The sequence below is a fragment of the Tunturiibacter empetritectus genome, from assembly GCF_014201375.1.
Taxonomy (GTDB): domain Bacteria; phylum Acidobacteriota; class Terriglobia; order Terriglobales; family Acidobacteriaceae; genus Edaphobacter; species Edaphobacter lichenicola_D.
Genome location: NZ_JACHDZ010000001.1, coordinates 1182629 through 1202445, shown reverse-complemented (window position 1 = coordinate 1202445; position 19817 = coordinate 1182629). Strand labels below are relative to the sequence as shown.

Sequence of the window (19817 nt, the reverse complement as noted above, 5' to 3'; positions counted from 1 at the left end):
GAGCGAAGATCGTTGTTTTTCCCTTGCTTTTGAGGGGTGTTTTGGAAAAAACAGTGTTCTGAACGTGGTTTTTTGATGGTGAGAACGTGGTGGAATGCGTGGTAAACGTGGTGCGTTAGCAACGTGTTTTTTACCATTAAAAATACGCCACGTTTTTGAAGTTTATTTTTGCCCGCTGCACGGTTTTGATCTTTTGAGAGAGGGGTTACCGATGCCAAGTCGATTCGGAGCTAGAGCGAGTAGAAGACTCGGAGCTCTCGCACGCGTTGCCTGCCCGCTTCTGGGCATCGCTATGTCTACGGCGTCTGCCTCGGCTCAAGCTGCTGCGCCGTCGGCTCAGGCAGCGGCACCGGCTCAATCTGGTGCGCCGGTTCAGGGTGCTTCGTCGGCTCAGGCTGCGCCGGCCGAACTGCCGCCTCCGCCGGGTCAAGTTCGCATCCGGGTGATCAACGCGCTCACCAACGAGCCTGTCCATGATGAGAGGTTGAATGTGGCTCTTCGCGTGGATCAGATCGGGTCGGTTGCCATGGGGACCGACAAAAACGGGATCATCCTGGTGGATGCGAAGAAGGCGACCATTCTCCGCATTCTGTCAAATATGTATGCGGACTGCAGGCCGCGGAGCGAGCTCTATACCAACTACTCCGTCGCTGCGATTCTCAGCACTGGAGTCACAACCGGCAATCTTTGCAGCAGTGCAAGCCCGAAGGCAAAGCCGGGAGAGCTGATCCTCTACGAGATGCCCAAGACCTATCTTCGCCAGTACCCTGCACCGCCTGTCGACTCCATGCCCCATAGTCCAAACTAAACGACGCACTCCGTTGAAAGGCACTTATGCTCCACACTTTTGTAGTGTTAGTTGTCGTAAATCACGTATCAAATCCGGCTTATGAAAGACGTCAGTGAATTCGATTTGGATTGGTTTATTTCAGGTTTCTGGTCCCAAGGACAACTGGATGCTGGAAGGAAATGCGGGTGCATTTATATGGATAGCTTCACAAGCAGAAGATTCGGCAGAACTAATCGCGAAAGTCGAAAACGCCATGCAGAAACTTGGATTGAACATAAATGACAGTGAGCAGGTACAAAAAGTCCTCAATGAAGACGACTTGTCAGAAGCGGTTGCGGAGCTAATTCCTCAAGCCCGCAGAGATAAAGAGTCTGTCGTGTGCGGTACTTGGCATAAGTTCAAAAATCACGATGCATAGATAAGGATTCGGAAATGCTCCACACTTTTGTAGCTCTTGTCCAAGACAAACCCGGCGTGCTGACGCGTGTTGCCTCGCTGTTTCGCCGACTCAACATCAACATCGTCTCGCTGACGGTGGGGGAGAGCGAGCGGGCCGATATCTCGCGCATGACGATCGTCTGCGAGGCGCCGGACCATGCCGCGCACCGCATTCGCGCCTCGCTCTACAAGCTTGAGATCACGGTGGATGTGGACGAGGTGGGCCGCGCCGACGCCGTCATTCGCGAACTCTGCCTGATCAAGATCGCAGCCGGGCCGAAGACTCGCTCGCAGATCTTCGAGCTTGCCAACGTCTTCCGGGCGCGTGTGGTCGATCTTGCGCCCGAGTCGGTGATGCTCGAGATGACGGGCGCGGCCAGCAAGATTGAAGGCCTGATCCAGGTGCTCACCGAGAGCGGCTACACGATCCTTGAGGTCTCGCGCACGGGCCGTATGGCGATGCGTCGCGGCCACCACACCAGTCGCGTGTTGAAGGCGCTTGGTACGCCTGACCCTGACCACAGCGATAAAACTTCGTTCCCGGAAAAGCCACAAGCGGACGAGATTCTGCCGAGCGAGTTTGCGGAAGATGAAATCTAATGCCGACACCCAAACCAACTCGGCGGAAACAACTCTCGAACTTTCAAGGGAGACTAGCTGTTTTTGCAACTGGTCTGCTATCCAGCGCAATGGGAGTCGCGTATATGCGACGCGGCATCTTTTCTTTCACGAACGCAAGGTATCACCAAACGGTCTTTTCAGCGGGCGTGGTTGTCACCGGCGTTATCCTAATGATGTTTGCGCTCCTCCCCGCCAGCGACCGTATCTATCGTCGTATTACCACGCGGCGCGAACTGAAGTTCACGCACCACAACCGACATCCCCACCTAAACAAAACAGAAGACTGACAGACTCGAAAGGAGAGAGTTTGCAGAGGACGAATTGTGATCCGGTTCAATAACAAACCGAAGAGGCAGACCAAGGCAAAAACCTCTCTGATACCTAGATTGTTTTTGGTAGCTGGCGGCGGCGTGTGCATCCTCATGGGTGTGAATCAGATCCATAAAGGCATTTTCGTCTGGAGAAACGGATATCTTCAAACCGTTTATGCAGGCGGAGCGATTGGCACTGGCGCTCTCCCTATTCTCTTTGCATTTTTACCGGCCGGCGATTGGATTTACCGCCGGATTACGACGCGACCTCAACTCGATGAGCCGCAGCATAGCTCACGACGTTCAAGACTTCACAAAACCCTAACCAATAATCAAAATAGGAAAAAGGAAAAAGATCACAATGGCTAAGGCATACCACGACGCAGACGCAGACCTCTCTCTTATCCAGGCAAAGAAAGTTGCCATCATCGGTTATGGCTCGCAGGGCCATGCGCATGCCCTGAACCTGAAGGACTCGGGCGTTGACGTTCGCGTGGGACTGCGCAAGGACTCGCCCAATGCGGACCGCGCGCGCAAGGCCGGGCTTCAGGTCGATACCGTCGCCGAAGTTTCGAAGTGGGCGGACGTCATCATGAACCTGACGCCGGACCAGACGGCGGCGAAGGTCTACCACGCGGAGATTGAGCCGAACATGAAGCCGAACGTGACGCTGATGTTCGCGCATGGCTTCAACATTCGCTTCCGCACCATCACGCCACCTGCGACGGCCGATGTCTCGCTGGTTGCGCCGAAGGGCCCTGGGCATCGGGTTCGCGAGGTGTTCACCGAGGGTGGCGGCATTCCGGGACTCGTCGCAGTGGAGCAGGATGCGAGCGGACATGCGCTGGCGCTGGCGTTGAGCTACGCCAAGGGCATCGGCTGCACCCGCGCGGGTGTGCTCGAGACGACCTTTACCGAGGAGACCGAGACCGACCTCTTCGGCGAGCAGGCGGTTCTATGCGGCGGCACCAGTGCGTTGGTGAAGGCAGGGTTCGAGACGCTGGTCGAGGCCGGCTACCAGCCTGAGCTTGCGTACTTCGAGGTGCTGCATGAGCTAAAGCTGATCGTCGACCTGATGTACCGCGGCGGCCTGGAGTATATGCGCCACTCCATCTCGGACACCGCGGAGTGGGGCGACTATGTTGCCGGACCACGCATCGTGACGCCGGAGGTAAAGAAAGCCATGAAGGGCCTGCTGAACGATATTCAGGACGGCAGCTTTGCGAAGCGGTTCATCGCGGAGAACGAGACGGGCCGCAAGGAGTTTACCCGCATCCGCAAGGAGGAGGCGGCACTTCAGATCGAGAAGGTTGGAGCTGAGCTGAGGAAGTCCATGCCGTTCCTTGACCCGGTCGTGGTAAAAGATGGACAGGTTCACAAAGCGTAAATCTGTACGTCTAAAGATCTGTCCTGCCGGACGGGCTCCCTGCGCGGGAGGCGGTCACTTCGTGACGGGTATACCGCTTCGCTTGGCGCTCCCGTTGGTCGCGAGGGAGGATGATTCCGACCGGCGGGAGGACTTCGATTTACGAACCAAAGATTTACAAGTCGAATGACGGGGAGCGGCATCCAATCTGGTGTCGCTCCTCCGTTTAATCTCAGATGATCCTCGAATCCGTAACTGCCGCGCCGTCCGGCTTTGCTTGAAATTTATAAGCAGAGAACGACTGCGAAGCGGAACCTCTGTACCATAGAGAGGAAGATCTTCTGAACCGATTCAGACGTTTGCGTGACAGAAGGAGCTCCAGGCATGGCCACTGTTGATAACTATGAAAGCCTCCTCCCAACACTTCCGGTTCCTGCGGTAGATCAGGTTGCAACTACGCCGGCTCAGAAGTCGCCGATTGCAGATATTGTTGCGGCACTTCGCACGATCACTCCGCTCGACGGTCTGACCGAGGAGGAGTACACCTGGCTCGCGACTAAAGGCACCGAGCGTATGGGTGGGGACCGGTCGATCGTGTTTCGCGAGGGTGAACCGGCCTGCAATATGAACTTCCTGCTGAAGGGCGAGGTGCAGGTGCGGCGGCGCTTCTCGAACGCACCGTTGTTTATTGGCCGGGCGGGATCGATGACGGGCAAGCTTCCCTTCTCGCGCATGAAGAACTATGGCGGCGAAGGATACTCGGTGGGGCCGGTGTGGGCGATCGATATTCACGAATCGCTGTTTCCGGAGATGCTGGCTGCGATTCCGTCGATGGGGCAGCGCTGTGTCTCGGCTCTGCTGGATCGCGTACGGGAGGTGACCCGTATGGAGCAGCAGTCGGAGAAGCTGAATGCGCTGGGCAAGCTGGCTGCGAACCTGTCGCATGAGTTGAACAATCCTGCCTCGGCCGCTCAACGCTCTGCCGCCAGCCTGTTCGGCGAGCTGAAGGAGTATGGCGAGCAGAAGTACAAACTGGGCAACCTGTGCCTGCCGGACGAGACGACGGAGAAGTATAAAGACTGGATCAAGAATGCACGGGCGCGCATGTCTGCCTACTCGAACCTGCCCAAGGGCTCGCAGAACCCGCTGGCGAACACGGATCGCGAGGAGATGCTGGTGCAGTGGCTGAACGCCCACAACGTGCCGAATCCGTGGACGATCGCGCCGGCACTCTCGGAGACGACGCTGGCATTCGACCTGCTCGATGAGCTGGCGGAGATTGTGGGGCCGGAGGTGCTGCCGGTCGCGGTGGCGACGGTGGCCAGTTCGCTACGGGTTGAGCGGATGGCGGAGACGGTGGTCGACTCGACGGTGCGGATCTTCGACCTGATCAGCGCGATCAAGGACTACTCGTACATGGACCAGGCGCCGATCCAGGATGTCGACCTGGCGCAGTCGCTTGAAAATACGCTGGTGATGTTCAATTCGAGGCTGCGAAACGTCAAGGTGGAGCTGGAGTTCGATCCGAATCTGGAGACGGTGAGCGCTTATGGCAGCGAGCTGAACCAGGTTTGGACCGCACTGATCGAGAATGCTCTGGACGCGATGGACGACATGGGGACGCTGCGGCTGCTGACAAAGGGCGGCGGCCAGATGGCGCTGGTGGAGGTTTGGGACTCGGGGCCGGGGATCGATCCGGCGATCAAGTCGCGGATCTTTGAGCCGTTCTTCACGACCAAGGCGCCGGGCCGCGGGCTTGGACAGGGACTTGACACGGTTCAGCGGATCGTCAACAAGCACTCCGGATTCGTGACGGTGGAGTCGAAGCCGGGAGCTACCTGTTTCCAGGTCCGGTTGCCGCTTGATCGTCTACAGGCCTACTAAAACCAATGGGGATAGTCGCTTGGCTATCCCCATTGCGAGTTAAACTTTAGCTATTTTGTGATTTCGACGCCACGCCAGAAGGCTATGTGGTGTTTTACATTGCGCGCGGCCGGCTTGGGATCGGGGTAGTACCACGCCGCGTCGGGGTTGTCCTGGCCGTCCACTACGATGGTGTAGTAGCGGGCCTGGCCTTTCCAGGGGCAACTGGAAGTGGTCGAACTGGGCTTCAAAAACTCTCGTTTTACCGACTCTTCGGGGAAGTAGAGGTTTCCCTCGACGGTCTCATAGGTTTCGCTTTCGGCCAGCGTCTGGCCGTTCCAAACTGCCTTCGCCATAATCCACTACCTGCATTCTTTTCAACGAGTTACGTTCACGATCCGAGCCAAGGCTCCCCCTACCGGAAGCATTCGGGGAAGCATGGGGCCGTGATGCATTTGTAACAGAAACGATGCAAAAAGGGAAAGTCTGCGGGTCTTTGGTCGTGGCTTAGGTCGTGGCTCAGACGGAGGGTTTGGGCCGCCCGAAGTTCTTGAGAAACCCCTCGTACCGCGACTTGGCCGCGGGGTAGGCGTCGATCAGAGCGGCGGTCTGGGCCATGAACCGGTTGCCACTCTCCTTCTCCGTTTCGGCGTGGAAGTGGTGGAACTTGGCATAGAGGAGAATCCCCTCGTTGTTCGTGTCCAGAAACAGATCCGGGTCGAGCGCGCCGCGGAGGACGAGCGAAGCCGCCATCTCCCAATAGCTCAGAGCCTGGCGCCACAACGGGTTGGACTCCGATTTGGGGTCCCTCGAGACCGCGCGCAGCTCCTCGAGCGTCGTGGGTTGAAACTCGAAGATGAGAAACCGCCGCGCCTTGCGCAGAGTCTCCTCCCGGCGCATCTCGTACAGCTTCAAGATCAACTCTGCGTCTGCTGCTGTGGCCATGCCGTTTTTTTCCTCAGTTCGGTTAAGCTACGCTCTCGACAACCGCCCGGGTCTTCTCCGGGTCGGGCCGCTCGATGACGGGCACGGGAGCCGGTCCTGCGATCTTCTTCTCGTAGGTGCAGGGCGGAGTCGTCGGCTCTTCCTCGGGCGCGCCTTTCTTCTTGCGGCGCTTAGGCAGGGCCTCGCGGTTGTTCGGGCAGACCAGGTAGGTTCCCTTGTCGTTGACCACCTCGAGCACGTAGGCGCTGTCGCACTTCGGGCAGGTCTGGTTGACCAGCTTCAGGTTCGACGCAAAGTCGCACTTGGGATAGTTCACGCAGCCGTAGAAGAGGTCGCCGCGCTTGGTCTTGCGCACAGCGATATCGCCGCCGTCCTTCGGGCACTTTACGTCGAGCAGCTCCTGCTTGATGTACTTGCACTTGGGATAGCCGCTGCAGCTGATGAACTCGCCGTACTGACCGTTGCGGAGCAGCAGTGGTTTGCCGCACTTCGGGCAGGACTCTGCGAGCTGGACCGGCGGCTTCTGCTGCACCTTCTGATTCAGCTTGCGAATCGTCTTGCAGGGCGGATCTTCGTTGTAGCCGGGGCAGGCCATGAACGGGCCCCAGGGACCATTGCGCAGCACCATGGTGCGTCCGCAGTTGTCGCAGGCCTCCTCTTCGGGCGCCTCATCGGCTCCGGGTGCGCTCAGGTCAGGCTTCGCCGCGAAGTTCTCCTTGGTGAAGTCGCAGCTTATCGGCTCGACCGTGACCTTCTTCCCCTGCACGGCAGCTTCGGCGATAGCAGACGCCATCTCCTTCGCATCGCCGACCTCCTTCGAGTATTCGACAACATCTTCGGTCGTCGATTTCACGATCAGCGGGAAGGCAAACGCACTTGTAACCTTTTTGGTTACAGCTTTGGAATCCTTCTTCCATGGGCCGGCCGCAATCGTCATAGGCTTGACCTTGGTGAAGTTGCTGCACGAATAAAAGCTGCCGAACTTGCCCCACTTCAGGATCAGAGGGCTGCCGCAGTTGTCGCAGACTTCATTGGTCTTCTGCTCCATCCGCTTGACATCTTCCATCTTGTCGCTGGCGACGTTCAGCTCCTTCTCGAAGTGGTCGTAGAACCCGCTCAGCAGATCTGTCCATCGCTCCGTCCCATCTTCGACGGCGTCGAGTTCGCCTTCGAGTGTCGCGGTGTAGGCCGTATCGAAGATGTAGGGGAAGTTCTTCACCAGCAGCTTCGTCACGACCGTGCCAATCTCGGTCGGCACAAACTTCGACTGGATCTTCTTGACGTAGTCGCGATCCTGAATCGTATTAATGATGGACGCGTAGGTAGAGGGCCGGCCGATTCCCTTCTCTTCGAGTGTCTTGACCAGGCTCGCTTCGTTGAAGCGCGGCGGCGGCTGAGTAAACTTCTGCAGCGGGTCCAGCTTCTGGAGACGCAGCGCCTCGCCGTTGCTCAACTCCGGCAACCTTGCCTCTGCCTCATCCTCGTCTTCACTCCCGGCCTGCGCGGTTGCCCCTGCATCGACAACTGGCTTTGCGGACGTCTCTTCCTTCGCGGCCTTATCTTTGGCTGCCTGGCGTGCGCGCTTATCTTCTTCTTCGAACTTCAGGTGGCCTTCGAACTTCAACACACTGCCGGTCACGCGGAAGTCATAGGCGAGCTTTGCCTGCGCAACAATATCTACGGTCGTCTGGTCGAAGACAGCTGGCGTCATCTGGCTGGAGACAAAACGCTGCCAGATCAGCTTGTAGAGCCTGAACTGCTCATCGCTTAGATACTTTCGGATCGACTCCGGCGTGTACTTTACGCTCGTCGGACGAATGGCCTCGTGAGCGCCCTGCGCCTCAACCTGCTGCTTTTTGCCAACATACTCGTTCGGAGTTGCCGGCAGATACTTCGCCCCCAGCTTGCCGATGAACTCGCGAGCCTCGGCAATCGCATCTGCGCTGACGCGGGTCGAGTCGGTACGCATGTAAGTGATAAGACCGACCGTACCTTCAGAGCCAATCTCAACGCCCTCATATAAACGTTGCGCCACGCCCATCGTGCGGCGCACGTTGAAGCCGAGACGGCCAGCCGCATCCTGCTGCAACTTACTCGTCGTAAAGGGAGCCTTCGGATTGCTTCTGCGCTCTTTCTTCTCAACCGAGCGAACGCTCCACTTCGCAATTTTCAGCTCGCTGACAACCTCGTCGACAGCCTCGTGCTCGGGCAGCGCGTTCGACAGAAAGACCTCTTTACCCTCTTCATCTTTTCCGTTCGCAACACGTGCAGGTACCCCGTTGACACCGACGAATCGTGCTGTGAAGCTCTGCTTGTTGGCAGTCGGCTCAAGCTGTGCATCGATGGTCCAGTACTCGACTGGGTTGAAGTCATTAATCTCCTGCTCGCGCTCGACGATCAGCCGCAGGGCGACGGTCTGCACACGTCCTGCGGAGAGCCCGCGCCGAACTTTATCCCACAGCAGCGGAGAGACCTGATAGCCCACCAGCCGGTCCAGCACGCGCCGGGTCTGCTGCGCATCCACCAGATCCTCATCTATATCCCGAGCATGCAAAAACGCAGCCTGCACCGCTTTCTTCGTGATCTCATTAAAGGTGACGCGCCGAACCTTCGACTTGTCCTTCATCATCGGCAGCAACTGTATAGATAGATGCGCGGCAATCGCCTCGCCTTCGCGGTCCGGGTCGGGCGCAAGGTAGACCATGTCCGCCTTCGACGCCAGCTTCTTCAGCCGATCCACCACCTTCTCTTTGCCCGGAGACACAATCAGCGTCGGCTCAAACGTCCGCTTCTTCAGCTCGACGCCGATGTCGTTCTTCGGCAGGTCCATGATGTGGCCAATCGAGGCCTCCACCACGTAGTCGCTGCCGAGATACTTCCCAATCGTCTTCGCCTTCGCCGGCGATTCGACGATAACTAATGATTTACCCATTTGTTCCCTTCATCCACCAGAACGTAATGCCGAGGCAAAACGTTCCACACTTCCTTATTCCATTGCGAACCTAACACGAGTTCCGCAAATGCGTCATCTCGTCATGTTTGCTCAACTGACGAAATCGAACTGAGAAGGTCATAGCACAGCAACTCAAATCGACGAGCTGGCCCACACTGTGGATAACTCGCCAAGTCAAACTAAACCCTATGCTTACGTTTATCTTTGCGGCATGCGCTTTGCCGCAGGAATCAACCTTGCCACTGCGACTCAGAACGCCCGCACATAATTTTTTCCGGGCAGTTGCCGAACGCGCCCCGCAAGCTCAAGTTCGAAGAGCGCAGTGAAGATCTCTGCGGATCCCAACTCTGCCTCCAACTGTTCGATCAGCTCGTCCAGTTGCGTCGACTCATCGTGCCGCAGCTTTTCGAAGACGATCCTCTCGTGCTCGGGAAGCGGCGTATCGTTAAATAGAGATGCAGTCCCTCCCGGTTTCGATTCAGAGCCCCCTCCAGCGGCTGCCTGCTCATCCTCCAGGGCCAACCTGATCTCGGAGGGCAGATCCTCCCAGATATCCTCCCAGGTCGCGGTCAGCTTAGCTCCCTGCTTTATCAGCGTGTTAGGGCCCCACGCGTTCTTGTTCGTCACATTGCCGGGGACGGCATAGACATCGCGATTCTGCTCCATCGCACACCGCGCTGTAATTCTGGTTCCGCTGTACTCGGCCGCTTCGATGACCAGGACTCCGACGCTCATTCCGCTCAGAATCCGATTGCGAATGGGAAAGTTCTGCGGCGCGGGAAACGTTCCGAGAGGGTATTCGCTCACTATGGTTCCGCCGGTTGCGACGATCTGCTCGGCCAGCTTCTTGTTCTCCTTGGGATAGATGACGTCGATGCCCGTGCCCCAGACAGCGATGGTTTTGCCGCCTGCCTCGATCGCTCCCTTGTGCGCTGCGGTGTCGACCCCGCGAGCCATGCCGCTCAGGATCACCATTCGCCGGTTCGCAAGATCGCGTGAGAGCAACTCCGCCATGCCTGCTCCGTACGGCGAGGGCTGACGCGTTCCGACAACCGCGATTCCCGGCCGTGCCAGCAGAGAGACGTCCCCGCGAATCCAAAGCGCAGACGGTGGATCGTAGATCTCGCGCAGCCGTTCAGGGTAGGCCTCATCTTCCGGCGTCAATAGACTGCCGCCGGCTTCGGCGACGCGCTTCAACTCGTCTTCGGCGGCCGCCTTCGCTTTGCCCTCAAAGACAAACTGCGCCGACTGCGCCGGCATCCCCGCGCCTTCCAACTCGGTCAGCGAAGCCTCGAGTACCCGCTCCGCCGCGCCGAGCCGATTCATCGCCTTCCAGATTCTTGTGGGGCCCATTCCCGGCGTCAGCGTCAAAGCCACCCATGCCAACCGTGCCTGTTCCTTTATCACTGTTGCATCCTGCTGCGCCAAAGCCATTCATGGTCCTCTTCGTCGGTATGCTTCGCGGGCCTCTCTAGTCTGCGACTCCAAATATCGCCGACTGACAGAGGCTCACCGTCACTGTATCGCATCTTAGGCGACAGGGTCGGCGGCGAAGCTCTCGGCAAGAATAAAAGACACGCCGCTCATCGCCAATGCAACTAGCAGGCTAGTGACCTCGTCCCCACTGCGCGGGTTAGCTGCGACGCGGGGCACGTGAAGAATAACGACCCAGATAAAAAACATCGTACCCAACAAGACTGACGCGGTTCGTGCCATCTGCCTGGTGACGATCGCCAGAGCCGCTGCGATAAACGCCACTCCGACGAAGTACGCCCAGAACAGGCGCGCGGGAATCCATGCGGGGACAATCGTCGCCACAAACTTCGCATACAGGAAGTGCTGCACGGCGAAGACCACTAGCGCGATGGCAAACGCAACGCGTCCGAAGGTGGCTAAATGCGACAGCACGCGATCCGTCGGCTCGAAGCTGAGTCCGTCCGGAGTCTCGATCCGAGCCAGCACGAAGGCGCCACCCATCAAAGCCAGAAGCTCGAAGCCGCTGGTCCAGGGATCGGGGCTATGCGGCTGCGCGATGAGCCTGGGGAGTTGCAGACACAGGACGTATAAAAACAAAGCCAAACCCAAAAGTCCCGTCGCCAGCCGTGCCAGTTTTTCCGTCACGATGCAGACTGCAACCGCGATCAGCGCAGCTCCGGCCAGCAACGCCATCGAATGCGACCCAGGAATCCACGGCGGGCCAGGAATCGGGCCCCTCAACTCGCCGACGTAGATGAAGTACTGCACTCCAAAGAACACCAGCGCGGCGGCGAAGAAGAGACGGCCAACCTTCAACAATCCATCCATTCTTTCGGCTCCCTTTCGGAATGACATGGTTGTGTCGAGAGAATCCTACTACGAGACGTTTACCTTTCCTCCTCATCGCATCGCTTGCACTCCATTACACTCCCGATTCGCGCCACCCTGCCCTCTTCCGTCGTCACCCACTCACGCAGCATCCACGGCGGATCGTGCCGCACATGCTGCCCATGTCCGCAGTCCATCCGGGCCGCCCAGTGCTGCTGTTCATCCTGATAAAAACCCACGACTCGCCTCTGCATCGAGCACGCCTCCTCCACATCCAATAAACTAGTCCTTTGAACACTTCGTCTTCATCTTCCATGCTTCGCGTCGCTGCCATCAACTTTCTCAACCCCGCACCGCTGATGTGGGACTTCGAGCACGCACCGCTTGCCCAGGAGCTGGCACAGCGCTATTCGCTGCACTACACCCAGCCCTCGCAGTGTGCCGCCGAACTTCTCGCAGGCCGCGCCGACCTCGGCCTTATCCCGATCGCAGCGCTCACGCCAGAGCTCGCCGTCGTCCCTGGATGCACTATCGCTTCGCTGAACGAAGTTCGGTCCATTCAGCTCATCGTCAAATCTCCTCACACGTTCAGCACGGTGAATACGGTCTCAGCCGACACCGCCTCCCGCAGTTCGCTCGCCTATGCTGAGATTCTCTTCCGCAAGTTCGCCAACAATCATCCCGCATTCCTGCCCGCTCCAGCCGATCCCGTAGCGATGCTGCAGCAGTCCGATGCTGCCATCCTCATCGGCGATCCTGCCCTGCTCGCCCTCGAACGCCGCGAGCAGATCGAAGCGGAGGTTGGCCCGTGCCAGTGGTTCGATCTCGCCCACGAGTGGCACATCCGCACCAACGTACCATGGGTCGCCGCGGTGTGGGCCGTGCGGCCAGAGTCCCTCGGCACCCCTCGCCTCACTGCGGCTCAACTCGTCGAAGACCTCGAAGCCTCGCGCAATCACGGCCTCCTCCACATCGAAGATCTGGTCGAAGAGTGGACTCCACGAATCAACCTGAGCCCCGCTGTCATTCGTCACTATCTCTCCAGCAACATCCACTACGTTTTGAATACGGATTGCATGCAGGCCATTAAACTCTTTCGGCAATATGCCGCGGAGGTCGACGTTCTCCCCGCCCTGCCCGATCTTCGCCTCCTGTAAACCCTCTGCTATACTCGCCACTTCACCAATCTTCAGAATTTCAGCGACTTCTTCTCTGTTGGTCGCGTCTTAATCTCTATGAGCCTGCGCGCAGCTGCCACGATCCTGATCGAGATCCCAGCCAAGAGCCTCGCCGCAGCCCTGCAGACTGTTGCGTCCTCGCATCGCGCCCGTAGCCCGTTCCTCCATCTGCTCTTCAGCTTCGGCCTCTTCGGCGTCTTCCTGGTCTCCATCGTCGACAGCTCCTTCGTTCCGCTGCCTCTGCCCGGCATCACCGACATCATGATCATCGTGTTGTCCGCGCAGCATCAGAGCTGGTTTCTCCTGATCCTGCTCGCCACGATCGGGTCGGGGCTCGGCGGATGGTTCAGCTATCAGGTAGGCCAGTCCGGAGGCATGGCCTTTCTTGAGAAGCACGTTCCGCCTCGCATCTTCAAGCGCGTCTGTGAATGGATGGAAGACCACGCCATCCTCTCCGTCGCTCTCCCGGCGATCCTGCCGCCGCCCATGCCGCTAAGCCCCTTCGTCCTCGCTGCGGGCGCGCTGAATATGTCGCGGAGAAAGTTCCTTACCACCTTCATCATCAGCCGCGCCCTGCGTCACTCGGTTGCAGCGTGGCTGGGAATCCACTACGGACGGCACATCCTCCGCCTCTGGAACAATCTCTCCGACAAGTACGCGACCCCGGTTCTCATTGTGATCTGGACCGGGATTCTAGCAAGCTGCGCCTTCGCCTTCTGGAAGCTCTACAAGACGTCGCGTGCCGTTCGCCCACGCTCACGCGGACTCGCCAAGCCAACCAACACCGCGGTCTGATTCCACTTCCCTTACGCTGCCTTCACCCGCGGAGCAAACTTGCGCTGGTAGTACGCCGTGGTCACAATAATCGCAGGCACACCGATCATCGTCGGCCACAGCCACACGTACCAATGATTGCCGATCACACGCGTCAAGGTAACAACACTAAAGGCAGACCACGCCGCGATATAACTGCCGATAAAATTTCCCAGGTGCGTGTACCACCAGAACATCTTCTCCTTCGGCTTGCGCACGAACGAGAGCAGCTGCGTCGCCGCGCCTCTCATTCCGATGAATCCAAACGCCACGCCCACCAGCGGAATCACTTCGATCGATGCAGGCCGGAACCACGACAACCACGCGAGCAGCGCACTGATCGCGAACGTGACGACCCCGGCGATCCAGTCGATCGGCTCCGCGCTTCCACCACGCGCCAGCTCCTTCAAGCGCAGAACGCGATACCCCGAGAAAGCGAAGTAGAAGCTGAACACCGCCACCAGAGCCAGAAAACGCACCGGGAAGAACAAGGCCATCGGGATCGCCGTCGCCGCGACAATCCCCATCGACCATAGATAGACCATCCCCCAGCGTTTATGCTGCTTGCCGCCCTTCGCCGTGGCGAGTGCAATCGGAGCAAGCAGAAACGACGAGCCTCCCGCTGCAATATGAATCGCAAGAAAGATCTTTACCCAAAACGGATCGAGTGCATGCATCACCGCCTCCTTTTTACTTTGCTCTCTATCTCGTCCAACTCCGCCAGCGTCTCCCTGCACCACTTCAACATCGCTGCGCTGTAGTGCCGTCCATAGTTCAGCGTCATCAACCAGTAGGGCAGATTAGGATCGTTCGCCTCTTCCTTCCGCAGCTGCTTCGCCGTGGCGCTGTACACCTTCAGCGCCCGCTGATGAAACTCCATATTCGAGGCCACATGCTCGCGATTGACGCTCGTCGTGACATGCACGCCGAAGAAGAGCTTCAACAGCAACTCGTTCCTCGCTACTTCCTCGGAGACCGGAATCTTTAACCACTCCTGCAGTTGCTCGCGTCCCTCCGCCGTAAGCGAGTACAGGTTCCGATCCGGCTTTCCTTTGTTGCGCTCGGTCTTCTTCTCGACCAGACCCGCTGCCGCCAGCCGCTTCAATCCTGGATAGATCTGTCCATAGCTCTCGCTCCAGAAGTGTCCGATGGAGCGCGAGACCATCTGGCGAATGTCGTATCCGGACATCGGCCTCAGGCTCAGAAGTCCAAGCAAAGCATTGGGAGTCGACCCGCCTTCCATTTTCATAGCTTCAAGCTATATATCTAAAAGATATATTAAGCAAGAGAAATCTTTAATAGAAGCCGTCCTGCCGGACGGGCCCACTGCGCGTGGGGTGGGCGTTCACACGCCTTTTTATTGCTTCGCCCGGTCCTCCGGTTGGTCGGAATCAATTTCTCCTCCGACCAACGGGAGGACCGAAGCAGCTAGCTTCGCCAAGACAAGGTATACACGTCAAGAAGTGACCGCTCTCCGAGGCCGGTCCGGCAGAACAGCGTCTGCACAGCCTCTTAGAACTCCCACCGCAACAAAGTAGCTCCCACGGTGAAGCCAGCTCCAACGCTCGCCAGCAGAACCAGATCGCCCTTCTTCAACCGCTTCTCTTCAAGCGCCGTCTGCATGGCCATCGGAATCGTAGCCGCCGTGGTGTTGCCGTACCGGTCGATGTTGATGATCACCGACTCCTCCGGCATCCCCAGCCGCTCCGCAGTCGAAAGAATAATCCGCTTGTTCGCCTGGTGCGGGATGAAGCAACCAAGATCCTTCCCTTCCACACCGTTGCGCGTCAGGATGATCTCCGCGGCTTCGGCCATCTTGCGCACCGCAAACTTGTACACCGCCTGCCCGTCCTGATGGACGTAATGCATCTTCGCTGCGACCGTCTCGGCTGTCGGAGGATTCAAGCTGCCGCCGCCGGGCATATTCAGCGCCGCCGCACCAGAGCCATCGATCTCGTGCCAGTAGTCGACCAGCCCGACCTCTCCCTCTTCGCAGGGCTCCAGCAACACCGCGCCGGCGCCGTCGCCGAAGATCACGCAGGTCGCGCGATCGGTGTAGTCGATGATCGAGCTCATCACATCCGCTCCAATCACCATCACCTTCTTGTGCATCCCGCTCTCAACCAGCTTCGCCCCCACCTGCAAGGCATAGGGAAATCCCGAGCAGGCTGCCGAAAGATCGAAGCCCCATGCGCCCTTCACCCCGAGCTTGTCCTGGACCAGGCAGGCTGTCGCAGGAAAGAACATATCGGGCGTCACCGTGGCCACGATGATCACCTCAAGCTCACTGGCCTCGATGCCGCGAGCCGCGAGACACTTCTTCGCCGCCTCCACCGCCAGATCGCTGGTCGCGACCCCCGGGTCCACAATGTGCCGCTCACGAATTCCCGTCCGCTCGACAATCCATTGATCGTTGGTTGCGACCATCTTTTCCAGATCCGCATTGGTCAACAAACGCGGAGGAACATAGGTCCCTACCGAACTGATCTTCGCGCGTACCCGCGTCTGCGGCTTCAACGTCAAACTCAAACTCTCACCTCATCTAGTGTCAAAGCAATAAAGACAAAAACCGTTTCAAAATGAACCGTCGTTCACCGTTGGACCATTCTCTCTGAGAAGAGTACGCGTGTCACGTTCTCCTGACGAGTTCCTTGACGTGCAGCGACTCAAAAAAGACACATTCACCCTTTAGGAGTGGGCGAATCATAAATGTGCTGAGCGGGAAAAGAAGAGGAGGGATAATGCAAAAAGAAGAGTTGAAGATAGTGCACCGGGCGACCTACTGCGCCATTGCGGGAGGCTGCGGCGAAAGTAGAGGGAGGAGAGAATTAGTGCACCGGGCGACCTACTGCGCCCGTAATGACCCGTTACCGTTGCTTCCTTCCGGACCTGGCGGGGTTGGCGGGATTACGTCGCGTAGGACCCGGCACATGAGCTAGTTTAGCACTTCAAACCCGAACTGTGCTGACGCCGCTATCTCCATCTGGTGCAAAACTTCGCGGAGTATTTTTCGTTAGACTTTTCGCCAGCTGTCGTTGTCATCTCTTATTTCAAGCAGCTACAATTCCGGCAATCTCACGCGGGTCTACTTTGCTCAATCGATTTAGCCGCCGCACCTTCGCCCGCCTGCTTGGATCCGCCGCACTCGCCCCCACCGCATTCACAACCCTCGCCACCCCGGCCTCAGCCGAAGTCACTCCCTCCGCACCTGCTGCGCGAACCTTCCCCAAGGGCTTCCTCTGGGGCTCTGCCACCGCCTCCTATCAGGTCGAAGGTGCTGTTAATGAAGACGGCCGCGGCCCCTCCATCTGGGACACCTTCTCCCATCTTCCAGGCAAGGTCAAAAACGGAGACACCGGCGACGTCGCCAACGACCACTACCATCGCTACAAGGAAGACGTGCAGCTGATGAAGGCGCTTGGCCTCAAGACCTACCGCTTCTCGGTCGCATGGCCGCGAGTCTTCCCGGTAGGCACAGGCACACCAAATCCGAAGGGCCTCGACTTCTACCACCGCCTCGTCGATGAACTTCTGGCCAACGACATTCAACCCTACTGCACTCTCTATCACTGGGATCTCCCACAGGCGCTCGAAGACAAGGGCGGCTGGCAGTCGCGCGACACCTCCGAGGCCTTCGCGAATTACGCAGGCTATGTCGCCGAACATCTCTCCGACCGCGTCAAGTACTTCATGACCCTCAACGAGATGAGCTCCTTCGTCAACGGATACGCCACCGGCCGTCACGCTCCCGGACTCAAGCTGCCACCCGCCGGCGTCAACCAGGTTCGTCATCACGCGGTACTCGCCCACGGCCTTGGAGTACAGGCCATCCGCGCCCACGCGAAAGCGGGCACCAAGGTTGGCTTGGCGGAGAATGCAAGAGCCGCCGTGCCCGTCATCGAAACGCCAGAGCACATCGCCGCCGCTGCAAAGGCTATGCGTCAGATCAATGCCGGATACCTGACCGTCATCATGGAAGGACGCTATACCGACGCCTACCTCGCACATGCGGGTGCCGACGCGCCGAAGTTTACCGACGCTGACATGAAGGCCATCGGCACGCCGCTCGACTTCGTTGGCCTCAACATCTACACCTCCACCTACGTTCGCGCCGACGACTCCCACGCCGGCTTCGACCTCGTTCCGTCACCAGAGTCCTACCCGCACATGATGAGCCCCTGGCTCCACGTCGGCCCCGAGGCGCTCTACTGGGGACCCAAGCTCGCCGCCGAGCTCTGGAACATCAAGGAGATCTACATCACCGAGAACGGAGCCTCCTCCACCGACGTCCTCACCCCCGACGGCCACGTCTACGACTCCGACCGCGTCATGTACCTCCGCAACTACCTCACGCAGCTTCATCGCGGAGTCTCCGAGGGCGTTCCCGTCCGCGGCTACTTCCTCTGGAGCCTGATGGACAACTTCGAGTGGGCCGACGGCTACGCCTACCGCTTCGGCATCCACTACGTCGACTTCGCCACGCAGAAGCGCACCCCCAAGATGAGCGCCAACTTCTACCGCGAGGTCATCGCCCGCAACGGCCTCGCCTGAAAACTAGCCTGAAGTGTTATTGAAAAACGTCAGATGAGCCTTGACAATCGCGGCTGCACCGACAAACATCGGGCAGCCGCTGTCAATTTAGAAAAGGTGGATCCATCCTCGACGTTATGGTTCGACGCATCTGTGTAGTACTTGCACTCTTCTCTGCCCTAGCCACCATCGCAACAGCGCAAGAGCAGCCTCTCCCACTGGAGGGCTTTGTCACTCGCGCCGTCTCCTTCACCGACTTCGACGCCAACGGATTGCATGTCCTCTTTAATCACGAAACAAGAGTTCGCGTGGGAAACGTCTTCCTCCGCGATCCAGCCACCTCCGGATCGCCCTTCGTCGGCCAGCCGGTCAGCATCGTTGGCAGACAGGAGCGCGGCAAACACCAGATCAAAGCCATGGAGATCATGTTTCTCCCCGCGCCCGAGCGCAAACTAAGCGGATTCGCCGTCATCGATCGCGGCCTCTCTCCAGCCACATCCAAGGAGATTCTCGTCCGTGCCGATGGCTACCCCATTCTCATCAACGCATCCACGCAGGTCACCTTCAAGGCTCCTCTTGCTTCACTCTCCCAGGTAACCACAAATATCTGGATCGCCTTTCATGGCAAACTCCGTGAGGATGGCACGATTCTCGCTGAAGCTGTGATCTTTACCCCGAATATCATCCAGAACCGCGAGGAGAAGCTCCTGGCCAGGAACGAATACGATCCCTCAGCGGTTCCCGACGACTCCAAACAAAATGCCGCCGGCAAGTTCTTTCTCGGTGTTGACCCCAGGAAAATTCCGCCCGTCCATGACGCCGTCATGCAGGCTCGCATAGACCGCATCGGAGAGAGTCTCATTCCCCGCTATCAACGCGATCTCCCCGACACCGACGAGACCAAAATCGACTTCCGTTTTCAACTGGTCGATGAGCCCAAATGGCACGATGCCCGCACGATGCCCAGCGGCGTCATCCTCGTACCCCGGCACATCGTCGAACGCCTGCAGAATGACTCCCAGCTCGCGGCCGTCCTGGCCGATAACGTCGGCACGGCCCTCGAAAAGCAAACCTATCTTGCTATGCCAAAAAACCAGGCCATGCTCGCGGCGAACCTCGGAGGGTTTGCCGCTGGTCTCTTCGTACCGGGCCTTGGGCTTGCCACTGGTATCGCGACCTTCTCCTCAGCAAAGACGATCTACTCCCACGAGATCCAGCAGAGTGGCAGAGTCAGTCTGGGACTTCTTCACGACGCCGGTTACGACCTCACCGAAGCTCCTCTGGCTTGGTGGACCATCGCCGCCAAGCATCCTGCCGATCCAACGGCAACTGACCCACCCGACCGCTCGCTCAACCTCTACAGAACCATCGGAGCGGTCTGGCACAACTACTCTGAGACACCGAGCAAGCCCGCAACCGCACTACAGTCGAACTGACCTCATCGACGAAAATTCACCCGCCGAACAGCACTCAAGCCATCCGCCGTTTTACAACGCAATTCACGCTGTCAAGCCCCATTCGACGCTATCCAACTCATAAGGAAGAAGATCCACGTGGCATATTAGTTCCACGCCAGCAGCTATCCTTGTAGAAGAGAAAAAAAGCTCCGGACAGATCCCTGGGGCTTTTCGCAGACAAAAGAAAAGGCCCGGAGGCGACACAACCCAAGCAGAATGAAGACTTTGCAGTGGGGCTCGCAATAAAA

The 19817-nt window shown here is 58.4% G+C and carries 19 protein-coding genes and 1 other RNA gene; 10 read left to right on the top strand and 10 right to left on the bottom strand.

The window, feature by feature from the left end; all coding sequences use genetic code 11:
• The first annotated feature begins 292 nt into the window (after window positions 1-292).
• The 6 genes from HDF10_RS05235 to HDF10_RS05210 all read left to right on the top strand — a co-directional run bounded on the left by HDF10_RS05235 (window position 293) and on the right by HDF10_RS05210 (window position 5410).
• Window positions 293-808 carry a hypothetical protein gene (locus HDF10_RS05235; protein WP_183811082.1) on the top strand — a complete coding sequence of 172 codons (516 nt, stop codon included), beginning with the start codon at window positions 293-295 and terminating at the stop codon, window positions 806-808.
• A 94-nt stretch (window positions 809-902) separates the two neighbouring features.
• Window positions 903-1208, top strand: coding sequence for a hypothetical protein (locus tag HDF10_RS05230; protein WP_179582571.1), 306 nt, complete (start codon window positions 903-905; stop codon window positions 1206-1208).
• 14 nt (window positions 1209-1222) lie between these two features.
• Entirely contained in the window at window positions 1223-1828 is a 606-nt protein-coding gene (ilvN, locus tag HDF10_RS05225) for an acetolactate synthase small subunit (RefSeq protein ID WP_183811080.1), read from the top strand.
• Window positions 1829-2172: 344 nt separating this feature from the next.
• Window positions 2173-2529: a hypothetical protein gene (locus tag HDF10_RS05220; RefSeq protein ID WP_183811078.1), complete on the top strand. Its 357-nt coding sequence runs from the start codon at window positions 2173-2175 to the stop codon at window positions 2527-2529.
• Window positions 2522-3547 carry a ketol-acid reductoisomerase gene (gene ilvC / locus HDF10_RS05215; RefSeq protein WP_183811076.1) on the top strand — a complete coding sequence of 342 codons (1026 nt, stop codon included), beginning with the start codon at window positions 2522-2524 and terminating at the stop codon, window positions 3545-3547. The genes HDF10_RS05220 and ilvC overlap by 8 nt, the downstream gene beginning before the upstream one ends.
• A gap of 363 nt (window positions 3548-3910) precedes the next feature.
• Window positions 3911-5410: an ATP-binding protein gene (locus HDF10_RS05210; protein WP_183811074.1), complete on the top strand. Its 1500-nt coding sequence runs from the start codon at window positions 3911-3913 to the stop codon at window positions 5408-5410.
• Window positions 5411-5460: 50 nt separating this feature from the next.
• Here the strand turns inward: HDF10_RS05210 and HDF10_RS05205 are convergent, their stop codons facing one another.
• From HDF10_RS05205 to HDF10_RS05180, 6 genes are all read right to left on the bottom strand, one after another.
• Window positions 5461-5745, bottom strand: a complete 285-nt coding sequence (locus tag HDF10_RS05205) for a DUF427 domain-containing protein (RefSeq protein ID WP_183811072.1) — start codon at window positions 5743-5745, stop codon at window positions 5461-5463.
• A gap of 163 nt (window positions 5746-5908) precedes the next feature.
• Window positions 5909-6334 (bottom strand): DUF4760 domain-containing protein, encoded by a 426-nt coding sequence (locus HDF10_RS05200; protein WP_183811070.1) that lies wholly within the window; start codon window positions 6332-6334, stop codon window positions 5909-5911.
• Window positions 6335-6356: 22 nt separating this feature from the next.
• Window positions 6357-9266: a type I DNA topoisomerase gene (topA, locus tag HDF10_RS05195; protein ID WP_183811068.1), complete on the bottom strand. Its 2910-nt coding sequence runs from the start codon at window positions 9264-9266 to the stop codon at window positions 6357-6359.
• 270 nt (window positions 9267-9536) lie between these two features.
• Window positions 9537-10721: a DNA-processing protein DprA gene (dprA, locus tag HDF10_RS05190; protein WP_183811066.1), complete on the bottom strand. Its 1185-nt coding sequence runs from the start codon at window positions 10719-10721 to the stop codon at window positions 9537-9539.
• A gap of 96 nt (window positions 10722-10817) precedes the next feature.
• Complete coding sequence (locus HDF10_RS05185; RefSeq protein ID WP_183811064.1) at window positions 10818-11618, bottom strand: DoxX family protein; 801 nt, start codon at window positions 11616-11618, stop codon at window positions 10818-10820.
• Window positions 11619-11650: 32 nt separating this feature from the next.
• A complete protein-coding gene (locus HDF10_RS05180) occupies window positions 11651-11845 on the bottom strand; it encodes a DUF3565 domain-containing protein (protein ID WP_183811062.1) in 195 nt (64 codons plus the stop codon).
• 36 nt (window positions 11846-11881) lie between these two features.
• On the opposite strand from HDF10_RS05180, the gene HDF10_RS05175 reads away from it, so the two are divergent.
• Together HDF10_RS05175 and HDF10_RS05170 are read left to right on the top strand one after the other, a co-directional pair.
• Window positions 11882-12748, top strand: a complete 867-nt coding sequence (locus HDF10_RS05175; protein WP_260177616.1) for a menaquinone biosynthesis protein — start codon at window positions 11882-11884, stop codon at window positions 12746-12748.
• A 78-nt stretch (window positions 12749-12826) separates the two neighbouring features.
• Window positions 12827-13564, top strand: a complete 738-nt coding sequence (locus HDF10_RS05170; RefSeq protein WP_183811060.1) for a YqaA family protein — start codon at window positions 12827-12829, stop codon at window positions 13562-13564.
• Window positions 13565-13575: 11 nt separating this feature from the next.
• Here the strand turns inward: HDF10_RS05170 and HDF10_RS05165 are convergent, their stop codons facing one another.
• From HDF10_RS05165 to ffs, 4 genes are all read right to left on the bottom strand, one after another.
• On the bottom strand, window positions 13576-14259 hold the full coding sequence (locus tag HDF10_RS05165; RefSeq protein ID WP_183811058.1) for a DUF2306 domain-containing protein: 684 nt from the start codon (window positions 14257-14259) through the stop codon (window positions 13576-13578).
• Entirely contained in the window at window positions 14259-14831 is a 573-nt protein-coding gene (locus HDF10_RS05160) for a PadR family transcriptional regulator (RefSeq protein WP_260177615.1), read from the bottom strand. Before HDF10_RS05160 ends, HDF10_RS05165 begins: the two co-directional genes overlap by 1 nt.
• Window positions 14832-15094: 263 nt before the next feature.
• Window positions 15095-16111 carry a beta-ketoacyl-ACP synthase III gene (locus HDF10_RS05155; RefSeq protein ID WP_183811056.1) on the bottom strand — a complete coding sequence of 339 codons (1017 nt, stop codon included), beginning with the start codon at window positions 16109-16111 and terminating at the stop codon, window positions 15095-15097.
• A gap of 302 nt (window positions 16112-16413) precedes the next feature.
• An RNA gene (gene ffs / locus HDF10_RS05150) (signal recognition particle sRNA small type) lies at window positions 16414-16511 on the bottom strand.
• 161 nt (window positions 16512-16672) lie between these two features.
• Between ffs and HDF10_RS05145 the strand changes: the two genes are divergently transcribed.
• Together HDF10_RS05145 and HDF10_RS05140 are read left to right on the top strand one after the other, a co-directional pair.
• The gene (locus tag HDF10_RS05145) at window positions 16673-18133 is read left to right on the top strand and encodes a GH1 family beta-glucosidase (RefSeq protein WP_183811054.1); all 1461 of its coding nucleotides are present in this window, start codon (window positions 16673-16675) and stop codon (window positions 18131-18133) included.
• Between the two features lie 116 nt (window positions 18134-18249).
• On the top strand, window positions 18250-19548 hold the full coding sequence (locus HDF10_RS05140; RefSeq protein WP_183811052.1) for a M48 family metalloprotease: 1299 nt from the start codon (window positions 18250-18252) through the stop codon (window positions 19546-19548).
• Window positions 19549-19817 lie beyond the last annotated feature (269 nt).

Excerpts from the sequence above, each read along its gene's own strand:
- HDF10_RS05200 (WP_183811070.1), bottom strand. The coding sequence starts at position 6,334 with ATGGCCACAGCAGCAGACGCAGAGTTGATCTTGAAGCTGTACGAGATG.
- ilvN (WP_183811080.1), top strand. The coding sequence starts at position 1,223 with ATGCTCCACACTTTTGTAGCTCTTGTCCAAGACAAACCCGGCGTGCTG.
- HDF10_RS05210 (WP_183811074.1), top strand. The coding sequence starts at position 3,911 with ATGGCCACTGTTGATAACTATGAAAGCCTCCTCCCAACACTTCCGGTT.
- HDF10_RS05160 (WP_260177615.1), bottom strand. The coding sequence starts at position 14,831 with ATGAAAATGGAAGGCGGGTCGACTCCCAATGCTTTGCTTGGACTTCTG.
- HDF10_RS05180 (WP_183811062.1), bottom strand. The coding sequence starts at position 11,845 with ATGCAGAGGCGAGTCGTGGGTTTTTATCAGGATGAACAGCAGCACTGG.
- HDF10_RS05205 (WP_183811072.1), bottom strand. The coding sequence starts at position 5,745 with ATGGCGAAGGCAGTTTGGAACGGCCAGACGCTGGCCGAAAGCGAAACC.
- topA (WP_183811068.1), bottom strand. The coding sequence starts at position 9,266 with ATGGGTAAATCATTAGTTATCGTCGAATCGCCGGCGAAGGCGAAGACG.
- dprA (WP_183811066.1), bottom strand. The coding sequence starts at position 10,721 with ATGGCTTTGGCGCAGCAGGATGCAACAGTGATAAAGGAACAGGCACGG.
- ilvC (WP_183811076.1), top strand. The coding sequence starts at position 2,522 with ATGGCTAAGGCATACCACGACGCAGACGCAGACCTCTCTCTTATCCAG.
- HDF10_RS05185 (WP_183811064.1), bottom strand. The coding sequence starts at position 11,618 with ATGTCATTCCGAAAGGGAGCCGAAAGAATGGATGGATTGTTGAAGGTT.
- HDF10_RS05170 (WP_183811060.1), top strand. The coding sequence starts at position 12,827 with ATGAGCCTGCGCGCAGCTGCCACGATCCTGATCGAGATCCCAGCCAAG.
- HDF10_RS05140 (WP_183811052.1), top strand. The coding sequence starts at position 18,250 with ATGGTTCGACGCATCTGTGTAGTACTTGCACTCTTCTCTGCCCTAGCC.
- HDF10_RS05235 (WP_183811082.1), top strand. The coding sequence starts at position 293 with ATGTCTACGGCGTCTGCCTCGGCTCAAGCTGCTGCGCCGTCGGCTCAG.
- HDF10_RS05165 (WP_183811058.1), bottom strand. The coding sequence starts at position 14,259 with ATGCATGCACTCGATCCGTTTTGGGTAAAGATCTTTCTTGCGATTCAT.